General features: G+C 34.9%; 21 protein-coding genes and 1 riboswitch. Of the genes, 18 read left to right on the top strand and 3 right to left on the bottom strand.

All coding sequences use genetic code 11. The features are described from left to right. Positions 1-606: 606 nt before the first annotated feature. The gene (locus ACIQ7L_RS02635; RefSeq protein WP_400566253.1) at positions 607-939 is read left to right on the top strand and encodes a zinc-ribbon domain-containing protein; all 333 of its coding nucleotides are present in this window, start codon (positions 607-609) and stop codon (positions 937-939) included. A gap of 45 nt (positions 940-984) precedes the next feature. On the opposite strand, the gene ACIQ7L_RS02630 is transcribed toward ACIQ7L_RS02635, so the two are convergent. Both ACIQ7L_RS02630 and ACIQ7L_RS02625 read right to left on the bottom strand, forming a co-directional pair. Next, positions 985-1,095 carry a YjcZ family sporulation protein gene (locus tag ACIQ7L_RS02630; RefSeq protein ID WP_400566250.1) on the bottom strand — a complete coding sequence of 37 codons (111 nt, stop codon included), beginning with the start codon at positions 1,093-1,095 and terminating at the stop codon, positions 985-987. A 244-nt stretch (positions 1,096-1,339) separates the two neighbouring features. Then, positions 1,340-1,894, bottom strand: a complete 555-nt coding sequence (locus ACIQ7L_RS02625) for a PRK06770 family protein (protein WP_400566339.1) — start codon at positions 1,892-1,894, stop codon at positions 1,340-1,342. Positions 1,895-2,887: 993 nt separating this feature from the next. Here ACIQ7L_RS02625 and ACIQ7L_RS02620 point away from each other — a divergent pair. The 10 genes from ACIQ7L_RS02620 to ACIQ7L_RS02575 all read left to right on the top strand — a co-directional run bounded on the left by ACIQ7L_RS02620 (position 2,888) and on the right by ACIQ7L_RS02575 (position 11,271). Continuing rightward, positions 2,888-3,331, top strand: a complete 444-nt coding sequence (locus ACIQ7L_RS02620) for a hypothetical protein (RefSeq protein WP_400566247.1) — start codon at positions 2,888-2,890, stop codon at positions 3,329-3,331. Between the two features lie 34 nt (positions 3,332-3,365). Beyond that, positions 3,366-3,884, top strand: a complete 519-nt coding sequence (locus ACIQ7L_RS02615; RefSeq protein WP_400566245.1) for a SecY-interacting protein Syd — start codon at positions 3,366-3,368, stop codon at positions 3,882-3,884. Positions 3,885-3,911: 27 nt separating this feature from the next. Then, positions 3,912-4,601 (top strand): SMI1/KNR4 family protein, encoded by a 690-nt coding sequence (locus ACIQ7L_RS02610; RefSeq protein ID WP_400566242.1) that lies wholly within the window; start codon positions 3,912-3,914, stop codon positions 4,599-4,601. Positions 4,602-4,667: 66 nt separating this feature from the next. Continuing rightward, positions 4,668-5,060, top strand: coding sequence for an immunity 22 family protein (locus ACIQ7L_RS02605; protein ID WP_400566239.1), 393 nt, complete (start codon positions 4,668-4,670; stop codon positions 5,058-5,060). 33 nt (positions 5,061-5,093) lie between these two features. Then, on the top strand, positions 5,094-5,804 hold the full coding sequence (locus ACIQ7L_RS02600) for an endonuclease V (RefSeq protein ID WP_400566238.1): 711 nt from the start codon (positions 5,094-5,096) through the stop codon (positions 5,802-5,804). Positions 5,805-6,225: 421 nt separating this feature from the next. After that, entirely contained in the window at positions 6,226-6,417 is a 192-nt protein-coding gene (locus ACIQ7L_RS02595) for a DUF378 domain-containing protein (RefSeq protein WP_097899810.1), read from the top strand. A 205-nt stretch (positions 6,418-6,622) separates the two neighbouring features. Further along, on the top strand, positions 6,623-7,705 hold the full coding sequence (gene serC / locus ACIQ7L_RS02590) for a 3-phosphoserine/phosphohydroxythreonine transaminase (protein WP_400566235.1): 1,083 nt from the start codon (positions 6,623-6,625) through the stop codon (positions 7,703-7,705). Between the two features lie 12 nt (positions 7,706-7,717). Continuing rightward, positions 7,718-8,890, top strand: coding sequence for a 3-phosphoglycerate dehydrogenase family protein (locus ACIQ7L_RS02585; RefSeq protein WP_400566232.1), 1,173 nt, complete (start codon positions 7,718-7,720; stop codon positions 8,888-8,890). Between the two features lie 13 nt (positions 8,891-8,903). Further along, positions 8,904-10,151 carry a DUF1015 domain-containing protein gene (locus ACIQ7L_RS02580; protein WP_400566229.1) on the top strand — a complete coding sequence of 416 codons (1,248 nt, stop codon included), beginning with the start codon at positions 8,904-8,906 and terminating at the stop codon, positions 10,149-10,151. Positions 10,152-10,497: 346 nt separating this feature from the next. After that, the gene (locus ACIQ7L_RS02575; protein WP_400566226.1) at positions 10,498-11,271 is read left to right on the top strand and encodes a GNAT family N-acetyltransferase; all 774 of its coding nucleotides are present in this window, start codon (positions 10,498-10,500) and stop codon (positions 11,269-11,271) included. Between the two features lie 232 nt (positions 11,272-11,503). Here ACIQ7L_RS02575 and ACIQ7L_RS02570 read toward each other — a convergent pair whose 3' ends face one another. Next, a complete protein-coding gene (locus tag ACIQ7L_RS02570; RefSeq protein ID WP_400566223.1) occupies positions 11,504-11,887 on the bottom strand; it encodes a DUF2568 domain-containing protein in 384 nt (127 codons plus the stop codon). A gap of 165 nt (positions 11,888-12,052) precedes the next feature. On the opposite strand from ACIQ7L_RS02570, the gene ACIQ7L_RS02565 reads away from it, so the two are divergent. The 7 genes from ACIQ7L_RS02565 to iscB all read left to right on the top strand — a co-directional run bounded on the left by ACIQ7L_RS02565 (position 12,053) and on the right by iscB (position 21,342). Next, positions 12,053-12,724 (top strand): response regulator transcription factor, encoded by a 672-nt coding sequence (locus ACIQ7L_RS02565; RefSeq protein WP_400566220.1) that lies wholly within the window; start codon positions 12,053-12,055, stop codon positions 12,722-12,724. Between the two features lies 1 nt (position 12,725). Continuing rightward, the gene (locus tag ACIQ7L_RS02560; protein ID WP_400566217.1) at positions 12,726-14,102 is read left to right on the top strand and encodes a sensor histidine kinase; all 1,377 of its coding nucleotides are present in this window, start codon (positions 12,726-12,728) and stop codon (positions 14,100-14,102) included. 112 nt (positions 14,103-14,214) lie between these two features. Further along, the gene (locus ACIQ7L_RS02555; protein ID WP_400566214.1) at positions 14,215-15,279 is read left to right on the top strand and encodes an ABC transporter permease; all 1,065 of its coding nucleotides are present in this window, start codon (positions 14,215-14,217) and stop codon (positions 15,277-15,279) included. Further along, positions 15,279-15,950, top strand: coding sequence for an ABC transporter ATP-binding protein (locus ACIQ7L_RS02550; RefSeq protein ID WP_400566211.1), 672 nt, complete (start codon positions 15,279-15,281; stop codon positions 15,948-15,950). Before ACIQ7L_RS02555 ends, ACIQ7L_RS02550 begins: the two co-directional genes overlap by 1 nt. Positions 15,951-16,065: 115 nt before the next feature. Then, positions 16,066-18,375 (top strand): AAA domain-containing protein, encoded by a 2,310-nt coding sequence (locus ACIQ7L_RS02545; RefSeq protein WP_400566209.1) that lies wholly within the window; start codon positions 16,066-16,068, stop codon positions 18,373-18,375. An 86-nt stretch (positions 18,376-18,461) separates the two neighbouring features. Then, positions 18,462-18,566: riboswitch (SAM riboswitch) on the top strand. Positions 18,567-18,658: 92 nt separating this feature from the next. Further along, positions 18,659-19,855, top strand: coding sequence for a M20 family metallopeptidase (locus ACIQ7L_RS02540; RefSeq protein WP_400566337.1), 1,197 nt, complete (start codon positions 18,659-18,661; stop codon positions 19,853-19,855). A gap of 239 nt (positions 19,856-20,094) precedes the next feature. Then, on the top strand, positions 20,095-21,342 hold the full coding sequence (gene iscB, locus ACIQ7L_RS02535; protein ID WP_400566206.1) for an RNA-guided endonuclease IscB: 1,248 nt from the start codon (positions 20,095-20,097) through the stop codon (positions 21,340-21,342). Positions 21,343-21,410 lie beyond the last annotated feature (68 nt).

The raw sequence follows: 21,410 nt of genomic DNA, 5'->3' as shown, positions 1-21,410 counted from the left end.
ACCTTATTCTCCATTTAGTTGTAACTTTTCTAGTCATTTTTCTTCAAGAGCTAATAATTCTTATTTTCGAATTTTTTCACGAAAGCATCTTTTCCGTACTGGTTCCATTCTTTTTGCAGCTCTTTGTAGGTGATATACCCATTATTTTATTGTTATTAATACTTCCTATCTCTTTCGAGAAAATCAAACGAAAATCAATTTAGTTTACATATATACAAACATATTACAATGATGTTTGGTAATTATCAATAAAATAAATAAATTATTTTTATGTCTGTTAATAAAAATCAATAAAATAATATGTTTAGGGGTTACTTCATAATATTAGGTTGATGGGCATGGGATAGTACCACATCGCTATCAAGCTAAGAAATGCAAATGCCCCCAAAACGAGAGAATTGACATCTTCATGTGAAAATGTACGATTTTTTTGTTTTGGGGTGTTATAAAATTCTTAAGTTGATGGGTATGGGGTAGTATTAACAAAACGTTGTTATCATTAAATTTTATATACTGTTCATAAACTAATAAAAATAAGAAGTAGATTAATTGGAATATGATGGTGTGATATGTATGTTTTCGGATATTAATTTCAGGGGGGATTTTATGAAATATTGTACTCAATGTGGGAATGAAAATGATGACGGCAATAAGTTTTGCGGACATTGTGGGGAGGATTTTGGTCATAAAACATTTAGGGGAGATGTTATGACTAATTCAAACTCAAATAATAGTATCGAAGTTTTTTCTTTAGTTGGTTTTATAACTGGATTAATAGCTTGGTTTATTAACTTGTGGGGGCTTGTTGGAATTACAGCTATTGTATTTTCAGTGTTGGGCTTAAATAAAAAAGTGATAGGTACTAGTAAAGTATTTGCTATTATCGGAATAGTTTCTGGAATAATCAATGTTTTGTATGCTTTTATGATACTTGCTTAAAATTAAAGAAAAGACACTCTTATGAGTGTCTTTTCCGATAGTTTTTTAGCAGAAGCAAGCAGCCCCAACTATGATTAATAATATAAAGAGGACAACGAGTAAAGCGAACCCTCCAGCAAAGCCACCACAACCGCCACAACTACCACCAAAGCCCATAATAGTTCCTCCTTTAGATAAGAGGACAAAACAAGGGGTCACACATGTATTTTAACGGATTCATTTTACTTTATGTTTTTACGTATTAATTGAGCAGGTCCTTTTGAAAATAAAGAAAAGACACCCACAGGTGCCTTCCTTCGACTTGAGATCACATCTATGTATTGAAGAAATTTAGAAAAGATAAATACAAAAAGGAAAGCTTCTAACTATAATTTATAGATGTTTATTATTCTCCAACGTACTAAAGATCTCCTGATTTATGTAAAGCGGCTGTTACTTCATCACCGAAATTATTTAAAGAGAATGTTTGCTCTTCTATTGGATCCATTTCTGTAGCTTCACCTATCTTGCTGTCTTGAAGTTCACAGAAATAGTTATGTTCTTCTACGATTTTACTAAAATCTCTATTTACCCATCTTTCAGTGATTACTAATAGTTCTTCTTTGATCTTGAAATCATTTTGGTTTAGAATGCTTCTTACTTTTTCTGCATTCTTTTTAGACATAGGAGTTGCTCCCCGTCCGTCATTCACTTTTACTTTTTGATGAGTCATGCTATGCATTGCTGAAATAACTTCTTCTTCAGTAGAACTTTTAGTGATGTGAAGTTGTGCATTTGAACCTTCAATTTCTGCTTCATTCGATGGTGGTGCTTCTTTATAATCAGACTCTGCAAAAGCATGCTTCTCACTATCCATTGGTACTTCAGCAAACTGTAACATTCCATAAGTCATACCAGATGCAAGTACTATTACCCCTATAATAGATCCTAGCCAATACGTTAGCTTCTTGTCCATATTCATAATATAGTTCCTTTCTTTTTTTATAGCTGAATAGAATATCTTCTTGTATGTTAACAAGTTATTGGATAAAAAAGGATGATTTCTAACTCTCTTTAACAAAAAAATATAATAATATTATTATATAAAATTTTCAAGATTTTAGGTAGAAAAAAAGACACCCTCACGAGTGCCTTCCTCTGACTTGAAAACCATCTTAATTTTAAATAATACATTTGGTATGTTTTTTATTTATAGTGGTCACCCAGACCAAAGGTTCACTCCTTTACCTGCACGCTGTGTGTGGGGACTTTTTCATAAAGGGGTAGCGTCCTGAAAATGCGGATTTACAACGTTAAGTTGTTTATATCATTAACAACAATAAGGATTTTGAGATAAGTCATATGAGACACTCGCAAGCTTTAATTGAAGCAAAATCAGTTAAGTGTTAATAGAGTAAGCTGTTGCGATACCGGCAAGAGATATTCTTGTCTTTTGTGATTGTAACGCTAGTAATGGAATTGAAAAAATGAAAAATATAATAGAAAAGGTTTGGGAAGACGGCGATCATTTACTCGTTGATAAAATTTTAGTGAGAAGTGAGGGGAAATGGAAATATTTATAAGCGATTCCAAACGCTTATAAATATAAGAGCTTTTCTTGATAAAAGAGAAGATGGATATCATAGTATTGTACATGATTATACAAAGAATCCATTTAAGAAGTGATTGGCATCATGGTCAAATAGAAGACTAGGTAAATGGAAGTTATCATGTTACTGGGCTTAGTACAGAAGGAATAGACAGAAAAGGATTAACTTTAACACCTAAATAATGTGTATAAGACTCTTGCTCTTGTAGGAGTTTTTTATTTTTATACAAAACTTAATAAAAATGCTTTTCTTATAAAACGACAGTATACCATAATCAAATTATGGAATGTTATAATTTAGGGAAATATAGTTTCATGGTCTTACTATATGAATGAGAATTCAAATAGAGAGGTGAGTACATGACGAATTGCTATTTTGAGTTTCTAATACACAAAGAAGCTTACTTTCATAAATTAAGAGAATTTTTTTACAAACTTAAGGAAGAGAAAGAAAAGGAGATGATAGATTCCAGTGATTCTATTTGGTTAGAGTATTTTGGGGATGACGTTTTAAAACAGTTTTGGTGGCCGACTGAAGAAGAATTACATAACCACTGGATTTTATGGGAACAAACCCCTGTTGAAGAACGTTTAAGGGAACCTAAGCTTGAAACACCATGGGATTTTGAATCTATGATTAATGCGTTTGCTTGTGGGGAATATGAATTGATATCTTGTGAAAAGGCATCAAACAATATTGGAAGAATTGAATTTTATCCCTATGCATGGCCATATGGAGGCAGCGATGTGTTTAGAGCGTTGATTGAGTATAGTGGATTTGAAATTATCGATGAGAGTGTATAAGTAGAGAATAAATAATGGTTTGGGAGAAGTAAAAATGAAAGAAGAAATGAAGCAGTATTTTCATAAATTACTTAAGGAATGGAAAGACTATAATCATTCATTACCAAAATCTGTGTGGATAGAAGAAGCAGAGTCCTTTATATATGAAGGGGAACCAGATACAGAGGGATATATCTTTTGGAAGCCTGTAGAAAAAGATGTAATTCATGATTTTTCTGATACAGAAAAGAAATTAGCAGTACAATTACATCATTCGATTAAAGAATACTATAATTCTTACTGGTTTTTTGATTTAGCTGGTAGTTATTTAGAGTATGGAATTGAGCTAAATCCTGTTATACCAGGAATTGAGGTTCGAGACTTTTATACCTCTTTACAAGGGTATAAAGAAGCACATCATAATGAGTTAAAGAATATTCCTATAGGTATAGAGCCTAATGGGCTTTTGGTAGTTGTAGATAATGAAAATGGACAAGTGAAGATAGAAGATTATGAAAGAGGAAGTTTTGAAGTTATTAGTAATAGTCTAGCAGAACTCATTTCAATGCTTTAAATGTAGAAATGAAAGGGGGATGGTTATATGGAACAAAAACTTGCATTTCTAAGAAAATATAAAAGAAATGTAAAGCTTCAATCAATAGATAAAATACATCATAAAGCCATACCTAGTATTTGGTATGGAATTTTTAAAGAACACGATAGAAACAAGAGAATAAAAATGGTTTTAGAGATTTGGAGAACATACGTAGGGAAAGAATTAAGAAACACAATCTCATATTTGGAAGAGCACCTTTTCAATGTGGAGTTACTAGAAAATAACGGTATGTATTCGATGTTATATACACTGGAGACGCCGGATGGTGAGATAGCATATTATGAAGCAGGAAATCCTATGGATAGATTTCATAATAAAGTGCTAGAAGTTTCATGGGGGAGAATTCCCATTTCAGTTCGAGAATTTTATGAAAAAGTTCATAATGGATTTTATTATTATGCGAGCGGTGCTATGGGATTAGTGTCTTTGGAATGTGTTACTTATTTTGATGATGATGAGTGGGGAATTATTGAAGAATTAGAGGAGCCCTTACAAATTGATTTGAAAACAACTTTTGGATTTTTTAAAAGTGGAATGGGCGGTTATGTAGCCATTGACTATAACAATTGCAAATATGATAAAGCTACATTATGGTTTACAAACGATCAGCCAGAATATAATGTTAATTTCTGGGATGTAGTAGATGAATGGATCGTGATTGGTTTTGAAGTATAGTATGTAAAAGGTTTAAGAATAATTTTTGTGTGCTGAAAAAATTATAGATGAATGGAGTTTGTATGCATGGAAAAAGAAGGTGTGGTCTCATTATGGCTAGGAAATATGGAGTCTCAAGATTTTTTAGAGGATTATTTCAGTATAAAATATACAGATGATGGTGATTCCATACCATCACCATTTATAAAAGACTTTTATATTTGTATGTATGATATTGATGAGGACTTTATTGAAAAAGAGTTTTATTTAGAACGAAGTGATAATCTAGAAGCCTTACTAGCAGGGTGCTCTTATGAAGAAGTTGTGATACCACAGATGAAAAAATGTGCTTCAAATATATTAGAAATGAAATACAACACAATTATTATGATATATAACTATGAATATAGTGGTGAAATAACAAATAAAAACGAAGATTTTTATACAATGAAATACATAGGGGCAGTTACATATCAATAATGCAACAAAAATAGAAAAAAAGAGGATGAGAACATGGAAGTTAGAGAAGTACATCCATTTCATTTAAAAACAGAAGAGGAATTTTCTAAAGTTCAAGATAGCTTAGTGAGTCAAATTGAATTGAAAAATAACTTTCACTTAGAAGATGTGAGATTAATAGCTGGGGTAGATTTAGCTTATTGGGAAAAAGAAGATAAGCACTATGGGGCTTGTTGTATCGTGGTTATTCATTATCATACGAAGGAAGTAGTGGAGAAAGTTTATAGTTATGGTGAAGTAATGGTGCCGTATATATCAGGTTTTTTAGCGTTTCGTGAGTTACCGTTAGTAATAGAGGCAACCAAAAAGCTTACTTCTGATCCAGATATATTTATGTTCGATGGAAATGGTTATTTACACTATAAACATATGGGGATTGCGACACATGCTGCTTTTTTCTTACATAAGCCTACAATCGGTGTAGCGAAAAGTTATCTTAAGATTAAAGGTGTTGATTTTATTATGCCAGAGAATAAGGTGTTTGCTTTTAGCGATATTATTATCGATGAAGAGATATATGGAAGAACTCTAAGAACGAAAGAGAATGTAAAACCGATTTTTGTCTCTTGCGGAAACAATATAGATTTAGATACGAGTATTCAAATTGTATCGAATCTAATTGGAAAGGAAAGTAGATTACCAATTCCAGTTAGATTAGCAGATTTAGAAACACATAAGGTAAGAAGAGACAAGAGTGAAAAATGAAATATTATATTCATCAGTATACATACAAATTGAAAAAAACATTTCTGTTTAGATGGCCAAGAGCATCTGGCCATGAAGAGCGGCAGTCAGGGTCTTTTCTTGCCACATGCAAGGGTGAAAATAAAGGAAGAAAGCGAGCACAGGTCATGTTTTCTTTTGTATAGCAGCTACTTATATGTTGAAAGATTAAAGTGGATTTGTATATCGATATAAAAAAGGATAGGGGAACTATCCTTTTTTTGTTTTTAATAGTACGAATTATAACCTACGCATGCGTATCCATTTTACAGCAAGGAAGCTGAGGTAGTGATTAAGGACTGATATAAAAAAATTTAATTAAAAAATAAGCAAGTTTTGGAATTCGTTACATATATTTTAGTGAAAGGCCTTTCACCATTTTATCACCTAGGGGGCAATCATAATGAAATTTTTGTCTTACCTTACAATAATTTTGGTGATTCTTGGCGGTTTGAATTGGTTGTTTGTGGCGTTTGATTATAATGTGGTCGAAAAGCTGTTTGGTTCTACACCAGCTCTTGTTGATACTGTTTATTGGCTTTTTGGTCTTTCTGCTCTTTATCAAATTTATGATCGGTTCTTTGCGAACAGTTAATTCCTATATATATGATTAGGGTGTTAAGCGAGATACAATGCTTAACACTCTTTTTGTATGTTTATGAATAAAACTGTATTTGCAAACGGTTCCATTGCGTCTTGCACCGTAATAAAGCGAAACAAATTGACCGTATATTTTATATGGTGTATAATTCAGAAAGTTTAAAAATTAATAAATATAGAAATAGGGGGGCATGCGGGTAATGGAAAGAGTTTATAATTTTTCGGCAGGACCATCTATACTCCCTTTGCCAGTTTTAGAAAAAGTGCAAAAGGAGCTTTTGAATTATAATGGGACAGGCATGTCCATAATGGAGATGAGTCACCGATCTTCGCATTTTCAAAATATTATAGAAGAAGCAAGTAGTTTGCTTCGTGAATTGATGCACATTCCTGATAACTATGATGTTTTATTTTTACAAGGAGGAGCATCCTTACAGTTTTCAATGGTGCCACTGAATGTAATGAATGAACATAAAAGGGCTGGATATGTACTTACGGGATCATGGTCTAAGAAGGCGTTGCAAGAGGCAGAGAAAGTAGGAGAAATCAAAGTCATTGCTTCTTCTGAGCAAGAAAAATTTACAACCATTCCCCGTATAGATGCTTCAATGATTCATCCGGAGCTAGATTATATACATATTACAACGAATAATACAATTGAAGGAACAAAATATGTGGAACTGCCGCAATTAGAAACAATTCCACTTGTTGCTGACATGTCGTCGAATATTTTATCGGAAGAATATGATGTTGAGAAGTTTGGTTTAATCTATGCGGGAGCGCAAAAGAATTTAGGACCAGCAGGATTAACAATTGCGATTATCAAAAAGGATTTAATAGGTAAAGCGAATGCTTCTTGTCCGGTTATGCTAAACTATGAAACTTATAGTAAAAACAATTCCTTATATAATACACCGCCATCTTTTAGTATTTATGTGACGAAGCTTGTATTAGAGTGGCTGAAAGAGCAAGGCGGAGTATCTGCAATTGAAGAACAAAATAGAAAGAAAGCATCACTTCTTTATCGCTTCTTGGATGAATCGAAATTATTTACTTCACCGGTGGATCCTAAGTATCGTTCCCTTATGAATATTCCATTTACAACACCATCAGAAGAACTAAATGAACAATTTTTACAAAAGGCTAAGGCGCTTGGACTTGTCACATTAAAAGGGCATCGTTCGGTCGGCGGTATGCGCGCTAGTATTTATAATGCTATGCCGATAGAAGGCGTTCAAAAATTAGTAGATTATATGAAGGACTTTGAGCTAGAGAATAGATAGGGAGATGGAGCTATGTTTCGCGTTCAAACGTTAAATCAGATTGCTGAAAAAGGTTTACAAATTTTTGGAGCAGATCAATATAAAGTAGGCGAAGGAGTAGAGCATCCAGACGGAATTTTACTGCGTAGCTATTCTTTGCATCAAGAAGAGTTTTCAAAGGATTTAAAGGCAATTGCAAGAGCTGGAGCGGGTGTGAATAATATTCCTGTAGAGCGCTGTACGGAAAAAGGAATTGTTGTATTTAATACACCAGGCGCAAATGCAAATGCGGTAAAGGAATTGATCATTGCGAGTCTGATTATGTCTTCTCGTAATATTATAAATGGAGTTGGTTGGACAAAGGGATTAGAAGGTGAAGAAGTCCCGCAACTTGTTGAAGCAGGGAAAAAACAATTCGTTGGATCAGAGATTGCTGGAAAGCGCTTAGGGATTATTGGACTTGGTGCAATTGGCGCACTTGTCGCAAATGATGCGTTATCTCTTGGAATGGATGTTGTAGGTTATGACCCATACGTATCAGTTGAAACAGCATGGCGTCTATCTACACAGGTACAACGTGCGTTTAGCTTAGATGAAATCTTTGCAACATGCGATTATATTACGCTACATATTCCGCTCACAGATCAAACAAGAGGAATTATTGGAGAGTATGCGATCAAAACGATGAAAAAAGGTGTGCGCCTATTTAACTTTTCAAGGGGAGAACTTGTGGACGAAGTGGTTTTAGAAAAAGCATTAAAGGAAGAAATCATTAGTCATTATGTAACAGACTTTCCGAATGAAAATGTAATAAAAATGAAGAATGTAACGGCAACACCACATCTTGGGGCTTCTACATATGAGTCTGAAGAAAATTGCGCTGTAATGGCAGCACGCCAATTGCGAGACTATTTAGAAACAGGAAACATCCGTAATTCAGTAAACTATCCGAATGTAGAACTCCCTTATGTCGGAAAGAAACGCATTACCATTATGCATCAAAATGTTCCTAACATGGTAGGACAAATTTCAGGGTGCCTAGCGGAGCATCACATCAATATTGCGGACATGATTAACCGCAGTAAAAACTCTTGGGCCTATACGATGATTGATATTGATAATGGGATTGATGATATAATAAAAGAAAATGTTGTTGAAAATATAAGACAAATCACAGGCGTTGTAGCCGTTCGAATGATTGTGTAAAGGAGAGAGAAACTTGGCAACAATTCGACCATTTCGAGCCATTCGTCCAGTAGCAGACAAAGCTGCGCAAGTTGCAGCGTTACCATACGATGTATTAAATAGTGAAGAAGCAAGAGAAGTAGCAAAAGGGAATCTATATTCGTTTTTACATGTTGATAAAGCAGAAATTGACTTAGATCCGGCTGTTTCCCCATATGATAATCGTGTATATGAAAAGGCAAATGAAAACTTACAACGCTTAATAAGCGAAGAAGTACTGATTCAAGATGAAGAGCCGTGTTTTTATATTTATCAACTGACGATGCAAGGGAGAACTCAGTCTGGAATTGTTGTTTGTACATCAATTGATGAGTATACCGATAATACAATTAAAAAGCATGAGCGAACTCGTCATGAAAAAGAACAAGATCGCATTCGTCATGTAGATGTATGTAATGCCAATACTGGGCCCATTTTTTTAACATACCGTACGAAAGAAACCGTAACAAAGTTAATTGCAAATTGGCAAGAGAATCACGCACCAATTTATCAATTTACTGCGGATGACGGTGTGGAGCATGTAATCTGGAAGATTGCAGAAAGCGATGCAGTTTCTGCATTGGTAGAATCATTTGAAGAGATTCCTTCCTTATATATCGCGGATGGACACCATCGTTCAGCATCTGCTGTAAAAGTAGGGCTTATGCGCAGGGAACAATATCCGAACTATACAGGGGAAGAAGAATTTAACTTCTTTTTATCTGTTTTATTCCCTCATGATGAATTATCGATTTGGGATTACAATCGTGTCGTGAAAGATTTAAACGGTCTATCTGAAGAACAATTTTTACAGCACATTTCACGATATTTTTATGTGGAAAAGGTAGGAGTATCTCCATATAAACCAACTGAACCAAAATCATTTAGTATGTATTTGGATCATCTATGGTACAAACTAACTGTGAAAGAAGAAACATTTGATATTCATGATGTTGTAAAACGGTTAGATGTATCTATTTTACAAGATCATCTGTTAAGTCAAGTGCTACAAATTCACGATCCACGTGCAGATGCACGGATTGATTTCGTTGGTGGAATTCGAGGTTTAGAGGAACTAGAGCGTCTTGTAAATCGTGGTGACTATAAGGTGGCATTCGCATTATATCCAACATCAATGGAGGATTTATTAATGATTGCGGATGCGGGAGAAGTTATGCCACCGAAGTCAACTTGGTTTGAACCGAAGCTTCGTAGCGGACTGATTATACATTCTTTAGAATAGATAAAAAGACAGCATACTTTGTAAAGACAAGTGAATGGACTTTCTTATTATAAGAATAGTAAAGTGTCTTTCATGTTACACATTATATTAATTTAAGTACATCACTTATAAATCGTGGTGTACTTTTTTGTTTTTAAAACCTCTTAATGACCTCATTTACTACAAAAACCAAACAACAATACAAAATGGACGACTAATCATTTTGTATTGTTTAAGAAAGGAAAAGTTTGGATTTCCCCTATCTCTTATTAATAACGAGCAGTTTAGTTTTATAAAGTTTATATATCTAAAATATGATAAAATAGCATTGATGTAAAATTATAAATTTTTAGAAAGAAGGAATTAAATGATTTATGAAGCAGATAACAATGTAAGGAAAAAGTTAGTACCTATGTTTGAAAATATTGATAGTACTATTGTTCTTTCGTATCTCCAAGGACATATGGGAAATGCTTGGGTAGACAACCTTGAAAATCCAACTGTCGCTCAAATAACTGTCGGGATTTTTGTATTTTATGCTGGAAATCCCAACACAGAGGAAGCTGAAGAATTACTTCATAATCTTCCTGATTTTACTCTTGCAATTGTTGATTCGGATGAATGGAAAAATCGGATAGAGACTGTTCACAAAGGATCAATTGAGAAATTTCAGCGATTTAGATTTAAAAAGAACCTTGAGGATTTAGATAGCGTACACATACAGAAACTACTGTCTGCATTACCTGAAGAATACGAAATGAAAAGAATTGATAAAAACATAGCAAAAGCCTCGTCATTCCATGAACTTTCAGAGGACTTCATAAGTCAGTTTGATTCTATTGATGATTTTATTGATAGAGGAGTAGGTTATGCTATTTTAAATAAAGGGCAAGTTGTTTCTGCAGCAACATCATTTAGCATATATGATGATGGAATCGAGATTGAAGTTGCTAGTCACCCTAACCATAGAAGAAAAGGTTTAGCAACCATTGTAGCCTCTGCACTGATATTGGATTGTCTAGATAGAGGGAAATACCCTAGTTGGGATGGAGCTAATTCTGAATCTGTTGAACTAGCGAAAAAGCTGGGATACACTTTTAAGGAATCATATGATACTTATTTTATTGATCATAAAAAGTGAACAAAATGAACTGTAAATAATTGTACCTAAACTAAAGGGTGCGTTCGTATTATAAGATACTAAAATGTTGTTGTAGTAAATGAGGTCATTTGTAGTACAAAAGAAGGATAGAAATAGCAGATAATACTTCTGTTTTCCTATCCTTCTTTTTTTACTATATAATGTGTGACATTAATATAATAACATTTAAATATAAAGGGATTTAATCATTTACTTGACTTTTAATAAAATATTACGTGCTGTCTTTTTGTTTGAATGACTGTTTTACTAGCCATCTAATACGTTGAATGGAAGCGGTATAATGTATAATGATGAAAAAGAGGAAAATGTAACTATACATTTTTGAATAGCTGAAAAATAATGCTAAAAAACCTGCAAAAAATATTACGCATTCAATGATTAATCTTGAAATGCCATTTACAGCTACTGGTGCCTTGCCATTTCTGCTAGGATCGTTAGGGACAGCAAAAGTCCCCCAAGTTACCATTATTACAATAGGTAGTGAAAAGGACAGGAAGATTTTTGCAAATCCATGAAAATGCGTCCAAAAGAAGAAACTGATTGCAAATAATGCTATCAATCCAAAAAAGTGTAATAGTAAATTAAGAGGATTCATTGTATAAGATTCCTTTCGTTAAGTTTTTAAATTCTTATAATTCAGTTTAATTGCACGGTGTTTTAGTGCGAAAAGTATGATAAAAATCTTCTTTTTCTTGCAAAAAATACAATTGTTTCTTAATGTAATGGTATAGAAGGATAACTAAGGAAGGATTTAACGAATATGATACATATTTTATTAGCAGATGATGATCAACATATTAGGGAATTACTACATTACCACATAGAAAAGGAAGGATTTAAAGTTTTTGAAGCTGAGGATGGAAAGGTAGCGCAATCCGTATTAGAAAAAGAACATATTCACCTTGCCGTTGTTGATATCATGATGCCATTTGTTGACGGATATACTTTATGCGAAGAAATTAGAAAATATCATGATATACCAGTTATTTTATTAACTGCCAAAGATCAATTGGTAGATAAAGAAAAAGGGTTTATTTCAGGAACAGATGATTATATTGTGAAGCCATTCGAACCAGCAGAAGTGATCTTCCGTATGAAAGCTTTGCTTCGTCGTTATCAAATGCTGAGTGCGGACGTTATCACGCTGCACGGGACAACGATTGATAGAAAAAGCTTTGAGGTAAAGTGTAATGATCAAACAATTTTACTGCCGTTAAAGGAATTTGAACTATTATCACAACTTGCAGGTTATCCTGGAAGAACGTTCTCAAGGGAAGAGTTGATTGAACTTGTTTGGGGAATGGATTTTGAAGGGGATGAACGTACAGTCGATGTTCATATTAAACGTCTTCGAGATCGTTTTTCAAAACGAACAGATGATTTTCAAATTAAAACGGTGCGCGGACTTGGCTATAAGTTGGAGTTGAAATAAGATGAAGTCACTGTATTCTAGATTTGTATTGATTTCAATAGGAATTATGCTGGTTAGTAGTATAATTGGCTTTTTATTTACAAATGTCTATTATCAGGTGAAATTAAAACCGTATAATAGTGAAAAAATTTTACGTTATGCGGATGAAGTCAAAACTTTATATGAAAAACAGGATGAGGAAAATCGGGATGCTTATTTACATTCTATTGCGAATTTAGGTTATGAGATTTATGTAGTAGATGATCAAAAACATGGAAAACGTTTTGGAAATGCCTTTCGTACGATAAAGATTAGTGATGCTACAATTGACGAAGTATTGCAAGGAAAAACATACAATGGTGTTTCTACCTATCCAACTCGCTTATTTATAACTGGCTTTTTTGATAATGAATTAATTAATAGTGTTGGGGTTCCGCTGAAAAATGGTGATAAGCAATATGCCTTATTTATTCGTCCTGATATACAGCAGCAATTCGGTGAAATGAGAATTTTCTTAGCTGTATTGCTTGTGTTTATTGTTATATTAAGTATCATTTTTATTGCAATTGCAGCGCGTTATATCGTTCGTCCGATTCGCATATTTACAAAAGCAACTCAAAAGATTGCGAATGGTGAATACGATATTGAATTAGAAGAAGGGCGAAAAGATGAGATTGGAACATTGGCAATGAGTTTTAAAAAAATGACAAAAAGTATAAAAGAATTAGATCAAATGAGACAAGAGTTTGTTTCCAACGTATCGCATGAATTTCAATCTCCACTTTCCTCGATTCAAGGTTTTTCTAAAACGCTACAGTCAGAAAAGATGACAGAAGATGAAAGAAAACGTTATTTACAAATTATTGAAGGTGAAAGTAAGCGAATGTCTAGTTTATGTAAACAGTTACTTACGCTTGCCTCTTTAGATAAAGAGGAGAAGGTCATTCAAATAAAAGAGTTTGATTTGCAAAAACAAATTAAAGATGTCATTTTTATGTTGGAATGGAAATGGCGTGAAAAAGACATAGCAGTTGAATTTGATGTTCCTAACATAAATATAACAGGCGATGAGAATTTACTTCATCAAGTGTGGACAAATATATTTACAAATAGTATTAAGTTTACAGATAGTGGCGGAACTATCGCATTTGCTGCCCGCGAATTAGAAATGAGTGTAGAGATTTCAATCTCAGATAGCGGGATTGGTATGGGGCAAGAAGAGATGGATCGGATTTTTGATAGATTTTATAAGGTGGATGCAGCAAGGGATCGTAATGTTGAAGGAAGTGGCTTAGGCTTATCCATTGTGAAGAAAATTGTTGAATTACATCAAGGGGAAATTTCAGTAGAGAGCACAAAAGGGCAAGGTACGACGTTTCGAATTGAATTACCTAAATAATGAAGAGGCTGCTACAAAAGCAGTCTCTTTCTTTGTAATCTTTTGTTCACATTCCGTTCATATTTCTTTTTTAAGATTCATACATAGAAAGAAATAGGAAGGAGCGAGTGAAATGTTTTTAGCTCTACGTGAATTAAAACAATCAAAGTTAAGATACGGGTTAATCGGGCTCATCATGATTTTATTATCATTTTTAGTCCTTGTGATTTCTGGGTTAGCAAACGGCTTATCGTACGCTAATGCATCATCGATTCAAAATATGGATGCAACAAAATTTGTATTAGCAAAAGATGCGGAAGATAAATTACTTCGTTCACAAATTAAAAAAGAAGATGTGGATGATGTAATGGGGCAAGTAGATGCAAAAGATGCGGTACCATTTCATGTGAAAGTTTCCACCTATGAGAAAAAGGATAGTTCCAAAAAGGTTGACATTGCAATTTTTGCGAGCGAACGTGATACATTTTTAGAACCAAAGATTGTGCAAGGAAAAGCGCTAGGTACAGCGCAAGATGAAATGGTTGCTGATGAATCAATTAAAGAAAAAGGGGTAGATATTGGAGATACAATCATTGATCCCGTTTCTAAAAAAGAATTTAAAATAGTTGGATTTACGAAAGACCAAATGTTTAGTCATACACCTGTTGTCTATGTAAACCAAGACGTATGGGGAAAAATTGCGCAGCCAAATCAAAAAGATTATAGTGCAATTGCACTTCGTACTGATAAAGAAGTGAAAAATGCACATGTGCTAGAGAAAAAAGAAGTTCTCCAAAGTATTCCAGGATATAAAGAAGAACAAGGAACATTAACAATGATTATTGCGTTCTTGCTGGTGATTGCAGCTTTATTAATCGGTGTGTTCTTCTATGTAATTACATTACAAAAAACACAGCAATTAGGTGTACTAAAAGCAATTGGAACGAAAAATTCGTATTTAGCAAATACGTTAGTTGCGCAAGCATTATTCTTATCTGTTGTCGCGATGGTGATAAGCATTGTATTTGTAGAAGGTTTGCAAAGAATTTTGCCAGAAAGTATGCCGTTCTTATTAACAACAACAATGATTGGCCAATATGCAGGAATCTTTATTGTAATTAGTATACTAGGAACACTGATTTCCTTATATCATGTATTAAAGGTGGATGCACTAGAAGCAATTGGAGGTGGCATGTAATGACATCGCTATTGAAACTAGATGGAGTTAGTAAAGTATATGGAGAAGGGAACACAGAGGTAACCGCCCTTCATCCCATTTCACTTAATGTGAAGACTGGAGAATTTATCGGTATTGTGGGGCCTTCTGGTTCAGGGAAAAGTACATTATTATCGATTGCTGGAGCATTATTATCACCATCAAAAGGTAATATTTATATTGGTGAGCAAAATATTACCCATTTATCAGAAAAGCAAATGACAGATATTCGTTTAAGAAAAATCGGGTTCATTTTTCAATTTGCTAATCTTGTTCCCTATTTAAATGTAAAAGAACAATTACAATACATTGCAAAATTAAAGAAAGAAGACCGAAAAGAATCTGAAACGCGTGCGAATCACTTGCTAACAGTATTTGGACTATCTCAGAGAAAAAATCACTATCCACATCAGTTATCTGGTGGAGAAAGACAAAGGGTTGCGATTGCTCGTGCTTTTATGAATAATCCAGATTTAATATTAGCAGATGAACCAACGGCAAGCCTTGATTCAAAACGTGGGCGAGACGTTGTTGAAATGATGAAACGAGAAGTGAAAGAAAGTCAAAAAGCAGCGATTATGATTACGCATGATGAGAAAATTCTTGATGTATGTGATCGGGTATTAACGCTTAGGGACGGAAAATTAGTATAGAAAGTATGAGAAACAGCACAGGAGGATTCCTGTGCTGTTTTGGATTAAAAAAAGAAAGATTGTACGGATAAAAATCTTGCGAATTTTATAGCGTTCTATGATATAGTGAGAAAGTATGTTTGGAGAGAAGGAAGGAGAAAACAGTATGAACACAACTTTGCAAACTCCTTCATTAACGGAAACAATGAAAGAGTGGCATCAAGCGTTAGCATATGAGATTAAACATTGGAAAACGATAGGCGGCAGTAAGCTATCTATTATAAATGGACGTTTTTTATATACAGATTATGAAAGCACAGTGTATGTATTTCAGCTTATTTCTGAAGTGAGCTTACCGGATGGTACACCAATCCGAATCGAATTTGATGGTGAGGAAGCAACAGGAGAAGTGCTATCTGTACATGGATTAGAAATCGAATTGAAATTGAATGATTATATACAAGGCGAAATAAGAGAAGCTACTTTATATAGTGAACCATGGCAATTGTTAGAACAATTGCAAGAGCGTTTAAAAGAAGTGCGAAAAGATAAACAAAAGCGTCAGCGGGTAAAACGTCTCTTGGATGGAAAGAGTACGCCAAAGCATATGGAAAAGATGAAGAATCCGAAGAATGAACTTGCATATCGTTCATTTTATAATGGGGTAACATATGTTTGGGGACCACCAGGAACAGGAAAATCGTACAACTTATCACGCATTATTTCGGCGCATTATCAAAAAGGAAAATCAGTACTTGTGCTTGCTCATAGTAATGCAGCAGTTGATGTATTAATGAGTGAAGTAACAAAGCAAATTGAAAAGAAAGAAAAGTGGACACCAGGAGAAATTGTCCGTTATGGATTTAGTCAACATGAACATATACGTAATCATGAAACATTGTTAGCTTCTAGATTAGTGGAAACAACGAATGGTTCATGGGGAGAAGAAAAACTTTATTTAGAAGAAATGCGACAAGATTTACGTCAAAAAATCTTGTCTTATAAAGCAACTGCTTCTGATAAAAAACGCATGCAAGAAATTGAAGGCGATCTAAGGAAACAAAGGGCAAAAATTAAAGAAGTAGAAAGAGAATATATTGAAAATGCAAAGGTAATAGGTGCGACACTATCCAAATGCGCAATTGATTCTCTTATTTATGAACGGACATTTGATTTAATTGTTGTGGATGAAGTAAGTATGGCGTATGTGCCTCAAATTGCTTTAGCGGCTTCTCTTGGAAAAAGAATTGTTATTTGCGGTGATTTTTTACAGTTACCGCCAATTGCGATGGCAAATCACGAGCTTGTTAGAAAGTGGCTAGGGGAAGATATGTTTTATCATGCCGGCATTGTCCAATCTGTAAATAGTTATGAAACGCATCCAAATTTATTTATGCTGCAAGAACAAAGGCGTATGCATGCGGATATATCTAAATTTACAAACTCATTTATTTATAAAAATAGAGTGTTCGACCATCCTTCTGTTTCGGTGCGCCAAGAATTAGCAAAATTGCAGCCGTTTGCGGACGAAGCGACCGCTTTATTTGATACAAGTTTGATGGGAGCATATTCTATAAAAGATGCTGCCTCTGGCTCCCGTTTTAATATCATGTCAGGGCTAATTGCGGTGCAAATGATTTTAATTGGATTATTAGATGGGATTCAATCGATTGGAGTTGTAACGCCATATCGCGCACAGTCCCGTTTCTTATCAACATGTATAAGAGAAATATTACAAAAGACAAAATATCGAAATACACCTGTTCTAGCAGCAACGGTTCATAAATTTCAAGGGTCTGAACGAGACATGATGATATTTGATACAGTGGATAGTTATCCGCAGGAACGTCCAGGTGTATTATTCTTCGATCATAAGAATCACCGTCTTGTAAACGTTGCAGTAACAAGGGCAAGAGGGAAGTTCATTCAGTTATCGGACTGCCAGTATATGCGGAAAAATCTTTCTAGAAAACAAGCGTTATCTCACTTAACTTCTCACATAGAAAGACACGGAAATGTATATGATCGTACAACATCACGCCCATTGTTAGAACGAAAGATTACAAAACGTCTGAGATGGTTTATGCAAATGAATTTGGAAGAACCGAAAGGATTGTTAAAAGATATCCTATCAGCAAAACAAAAAATTATTATTTCGCTTCCAAGTACAAGGCAGGTAGATAAAAGAGTATGGCAGGCGTTAATGCGTACAGCGGCGCAGGTGACGATATATAGCGATGGACCAATTCCATTAAAAAATGTAAGAGTACAAAGGCAAAATAAATCGTTACCATTTTTATTAATTGATGATGAAATCTTTTGGGTAGGTGCTCCGTTAACATCTCAAATGATGTTTGAAGGAAGTCCAGAATTCCCTTATATATGTGCGAGATTACAGGCGCCTGAAACAATTGGTGTTTTAAAAGGATTTTTGGATATTCGTTAAAATCGGATATGAATTCCTTGACATTTAGTTGGAATAAAACTAGAATAAAAATAATTTAATATAATTTTATGAAAATAAAAACAATTTTCTTATCACGAGAGGTGGAGGGACTGGCCCTATGAAGCCTCGGCAGCGGATTCAATATGAATACTGTGCCAATTCCAGCAAGTGAAAAACTTGAAAGATAAGAAAGAAGGCCATTTTTAAATTTGTATTTCAAGCCTCTTTCTATCTTTTAGAAAGAGGCTTTTTTATGTGTACATTTAAAGGAGGAATGGGAGAAATGGGGACAAAACAAGTAACGTCACACCGTAATGCAATTATTGAAAGTATAGAAAGAAATAAAGAAAAGTATGTAAAAACAAGTCATGATATTCATGCGAACCCTGAAATCGGTAACAAGGAATTCTTTGCATCTAGAACATTAAGTTTACTGTTAGGAAGTGCAGGTTTTCAGCTGCAGCATAATATAGCTGGGCATGAAACAGGGTTTATCGCACGGAAAAGCTCAGGAAAACAAGGACCTGCAATTGCTTTTTTAGCGGAGTATGATGCTTTGCCTGGACTAGGTCATGCATGCGGTCACAATTTGATTGGGACAATTAGCGTTGCAGCAGCGATTGCATTATCGGAGACGCTTGAAGAAATTGGCGGCGAAATTATTGTATTTGGAACGCCGGCAGAAGAAGGCGGGCCAAATGGAAGTGCAAAAGCTAGTTATGTGAAAGCGGGTTTATTTAACAATATTGACGCAGCGCTTATGATCCATCCTAGTGGGAAAACAGCAACGACAAGTCCGTCACTAGCAGTTGATCCACTTGATTTTCATTTTTATGGAAAGTCTGCTCATGCAGCAGCGTCACCAGAAGAAGGAATTAATGCATTAGATGCGATTATTCAACTTTACAATGGCATTAATGCACTGCGTCAACAGCTTCCATCGGATGTGAAAATTCATGGTGTCATTACAGAAGGAGGAAAAGCACCTAATATTATTCCGGATTACGCAGCAGCGCGTTTCTTCATTCGCGCAGCAACACGGAAAAGATGTGCTGAAGTAACAGAAAAAGTAAGAAACATTGCGAAGGGAGCCGCACTCGCAACAGGGACAACAGTAAAAATTAATCAGTTCCAAAACGAAATTGATGAGCTGCTAGTAACGAAGACATTTAATGAAGTGGTTGCTGAGGAATTAGAACAATTCGGTGAAGAAGTAAACCGAAAAGAGCGATGGGGCATCGGCTCAACAGACGCAGGGAATGTAAGCCAAGTTGTACCAACAATTCATCCGTATATCAAAATTGGTCCAGATGATTTAATTGCACATACGAATGAATTTAGAGAAGCAGCGCGTTCCAAACTTGGAGACAAAGCGTTAATTACATCAGCAAAAGCATTAGCTTGCACGGCATATCGTTTAATTACAGAAGAAGGAACGCTTGATCAAATTAAGAAGGAGTGTCAACTACCCGCCACTTAAACGCTAACACGTTTTGAAGTGGGGGCTTGAAAAAAGCCCTAGTTGTCTAGCCTCAGTCTTTCGTGGACTCCGTTCGTAGGTTGCATACCCAAGAATGATTCCCTAGTTCTTGGCTCTATGGTGGCTCTGTAACAGTTCTGATGGGGAAGAAACGGTCAACCACAAGCCTTCTTGCATGAGAAGTTGCCAACACCTACAAACATTGGCGAAGGGAAACAAACTCTTAGGAGGGACAAAACATGCGTGTATTTGTCAAGAATTTACGAGGAGAACCACTTATGCCTTGTAGTCCTCGTAAGGCTCGGCTTCTTCTCAAACAAGGAAAAGCAAAGATTATTAGATATACTCCGTTTACAATTCAATTACAATATGCCACAGGTGAAGCAGTGCAACCTGTCACAATTGGTGTTGATAGTGGAGCAAAGCATATCGGTATTGCGATTACTACTGCAGATAAAGTGTTAGCAAAAGGAACCATCCAGCTGCGTCAAGACGTCAAAGAAAATCTTATACTAAGAGCTACATTACGCAGAAGCAGAAGACAACGAAAAACAAGATATCGAGAAGCACGTTTTCTCAACCGAAAAAAGAAAGAAGGATGGTTACCGCCATCGATTCAAAGCAGAGTGGATAACCAAATTCATTGGATTGAAACATTTCGCTCGTTATTACCATCTCCAAAAGTCATTGTCGAAGTAGGGAAATTTGATGCGCAAAAACTAAAAAAACCTGACATACAAGGAATCGAATATCAACAAGGAAATGCCTTTGGCTTTTGGAATACAAGATATTACGTATTTGTGAGAGATAACTATACGTGTCAAATTTGTAAGAAAAAAGGTGGTATTTTGCATACGCATCATATCATCGAACGATGCAACGGCGGTTCTGATATGGCAGATAACCTTGTAACAGTACATGAAGAATGTCATGAAAAGTTCCATCAAGGGAAGATCAAACATCGTTTCCAAAAGCCGAAACAATATAAAGAAACGGCCTTTATGAATATATTGCGGTTGCAAATTATGAATCGTTTAGATTGTGAGATTACGTATGGCAGTTACACGACACCGAAGCGAAAAGAATTAGGTTTATCCAAAACACATGTAAATGATGCGATTGCGATTACCAACCCAACACAAATACAAGAATATGATCAAAGCGGTGAATTTCGAATTAAGCAATTTAGGAAGAAAAAGCGTTCCCTGCATGAATCGACTGCAAGGAAAGGAAGAAAAACCAAGAATACAAATGCAAAACGGAACCCAAAAAACACACCGTATGTAGATGGAGTTTATTTAGGGGATAAAGTGAAAGTATTTGGACAAGTAGGATTTGTGACAGGATTTACAGGGAAAATGGTATACGTACAAGATATACATGGACAATATATACAAAATCCAGCTAAATCTTATAAGCAAGTGAAGATGTTAGATATGGAACGGATCCACCATACGAACAATTGGCAGTTCTTACAAATCAGTTAGGCTAAGCCTAACCGAAATTCATCCCCACCTTACTGCTGGGCTTTTGCCCGTTACGCGCTTGAAGATGG

Source organism: Bacillus sp. NPDC094106 (assembly GCF_044764345.1).
Taxonomy (GTDB): Bacteria; Bacillota; Bacilli; order Bacillales; family Bacillaceae_G; genus Bacillus_A.
The sequence above is the reverse complement of the archived record's forward strand: the minus strand, read 5'-3'. Positions and strand labels throughout refer to the sequence as shown.

Excerpts from the sequence above, each read along its gene's own strand:
- ACIQ7L_RS02635 (WP_400566253.1), top strand. The coding sequence starts at position 607 with ATGAAATATTGTACTCAATGTGGGAATGAAAATGATGACGGCAATAAG.
- ACIQ7L_RS02630 (WP_400566250.1), bottom strand. The coding sequence starts at position 1,095 with ATGGGCTTTGGTGGTAGTTGTGGCGGTTGTGGTGGCTTTGCTGGAGGG.
- ACIQ7L_RS02625 (WP_400566339.1), bottom strand. The coding sequence starts at position 1,894 with ATGGACAAGAAGCTAACGTATTGGCTAGGATCTATTATAGGGGTAATA.
- ACIQ7L_RS02620 (WP_400566247.1), top strand. The coding sequence starts at position 2,888 with ATGACGAATTGCTATTTTGAGTTTCTAATACACAAAGAAGCTTACTTT.
- ACIQ7L_RS02615 (WP_400566245.1), top strand. The coding sequence starts at position 3,366 with ATGAAAGAAGAAATGAAGCAGTATTTTCATAAATTACTTAAGGAATGG.
- ACIQ7L_RS02610 (WP_400566242.1), top strand. The coding sequence starts at position 3,912 with ATGGAACAAAAACTTGCATTTCTAAGAAAATATAAAAGAAATGTAAAG.
- ACIQ7L_RS02605 (WP_400566239.1), top strand. The coding sequence starts at position 4,668 with ATGGAAAAAGAAGGTGTGGTCTCATTATGGCTAGGAAATATGGAGTCT.
- ACIQ7L_RS02600 (WP_400566238.1), top strand. The coding sequence starts at position 5,094 with ATGGAAGTTAGAGAAGTACATCCATTTCATTTAAAAACAGAAGAGGAA.
- ACIQ7L_RS02595 (WP_097899810.1), top strand. The coding sequence starts at position 6,226 with ATGAAATTTTTGTCTTACCTTACAATAATTTTGGTGATTCTTGGCGGT.
- serC (WP_400566235.1), top strand. The coding sequence starts at position 6,623 with ATGGAAAGAGTTTATAATTTTTCGGCAGGACCATCTATACTCCCTTTG.
- ACIQ7L_RS02585 (WP_400566232.1), top strand. The coding sequence starts at position 7,718 with ATGTTTCGCGTTCAAACGTTAAATCAGATTGCTGAAAAAGGTTTACAA.
- ACIQ7L_RS02575 (WP_400566226.1), top strand. The coding sequence starts at position 10,498 with ATGATTTATGAAGCAGATAACAATGTAAGGAAAAAGTTAGTACCTATG.
- ACIQ7L_RS02570 (WP_400566223.1), bottom strand. The coding sequence starts at position 11,887 with ATGAATCCTCTTAATTTACTATTACACTTTTTTGGATTGATAGCATTA.
- ACIQ7L_RS02565 (WP_400566220.1), top strand. The coding sequence starts at position 12,053 with ATGATACATATTTTATTAGCAGATGATGATCAACATATTAGGGAATTA.
- ACIQ7L_RS02560 (WP_400566217.1), top strand. The coding sequence starts at position 12,726 with ATGAAGTCACTGTATTCTAGATTTGTATTGATTTCAATAGGAATTATG.
- ACIQ7L_RS02555 (WP_400566214.1), top strand. The coding sequence starts at position 14,215 with ATGTTTTTAGCTCTACGTGAATTAAAACAATCAAAGTTAAGATACGGG.
- ACIQ7L_RS02550 (WP_400566211.1), top strand. The coding sequence starts at position 15,279 with ATGACATCGCTATTGAAACTAGATGGAGTTAGTAAAGTATATGGAGAA.
- ACIQ7L_RS02545 (WP_400566209.1), top strand. The coding sequence starts at position 16,066 with ATGTTTGGAGAGAAGGAAGGAGAAAACAGTATGAACACAACTTTGCAA.
- ACIQ7L_RS02540 (WP_400566337.1), top strand. The coding sequence starts at position 18,659 with ATGGGGACAAAACAAGTAACGTCACACCGTAATGCAATTATTGAAAGT.
- iscB (WP_400566206.1), top strand. The coding sequence starts at position 20,095 with ATGCGTGTATTTGTCAAGAATTTACGAGGAGAACCACTTATGCCTTGT.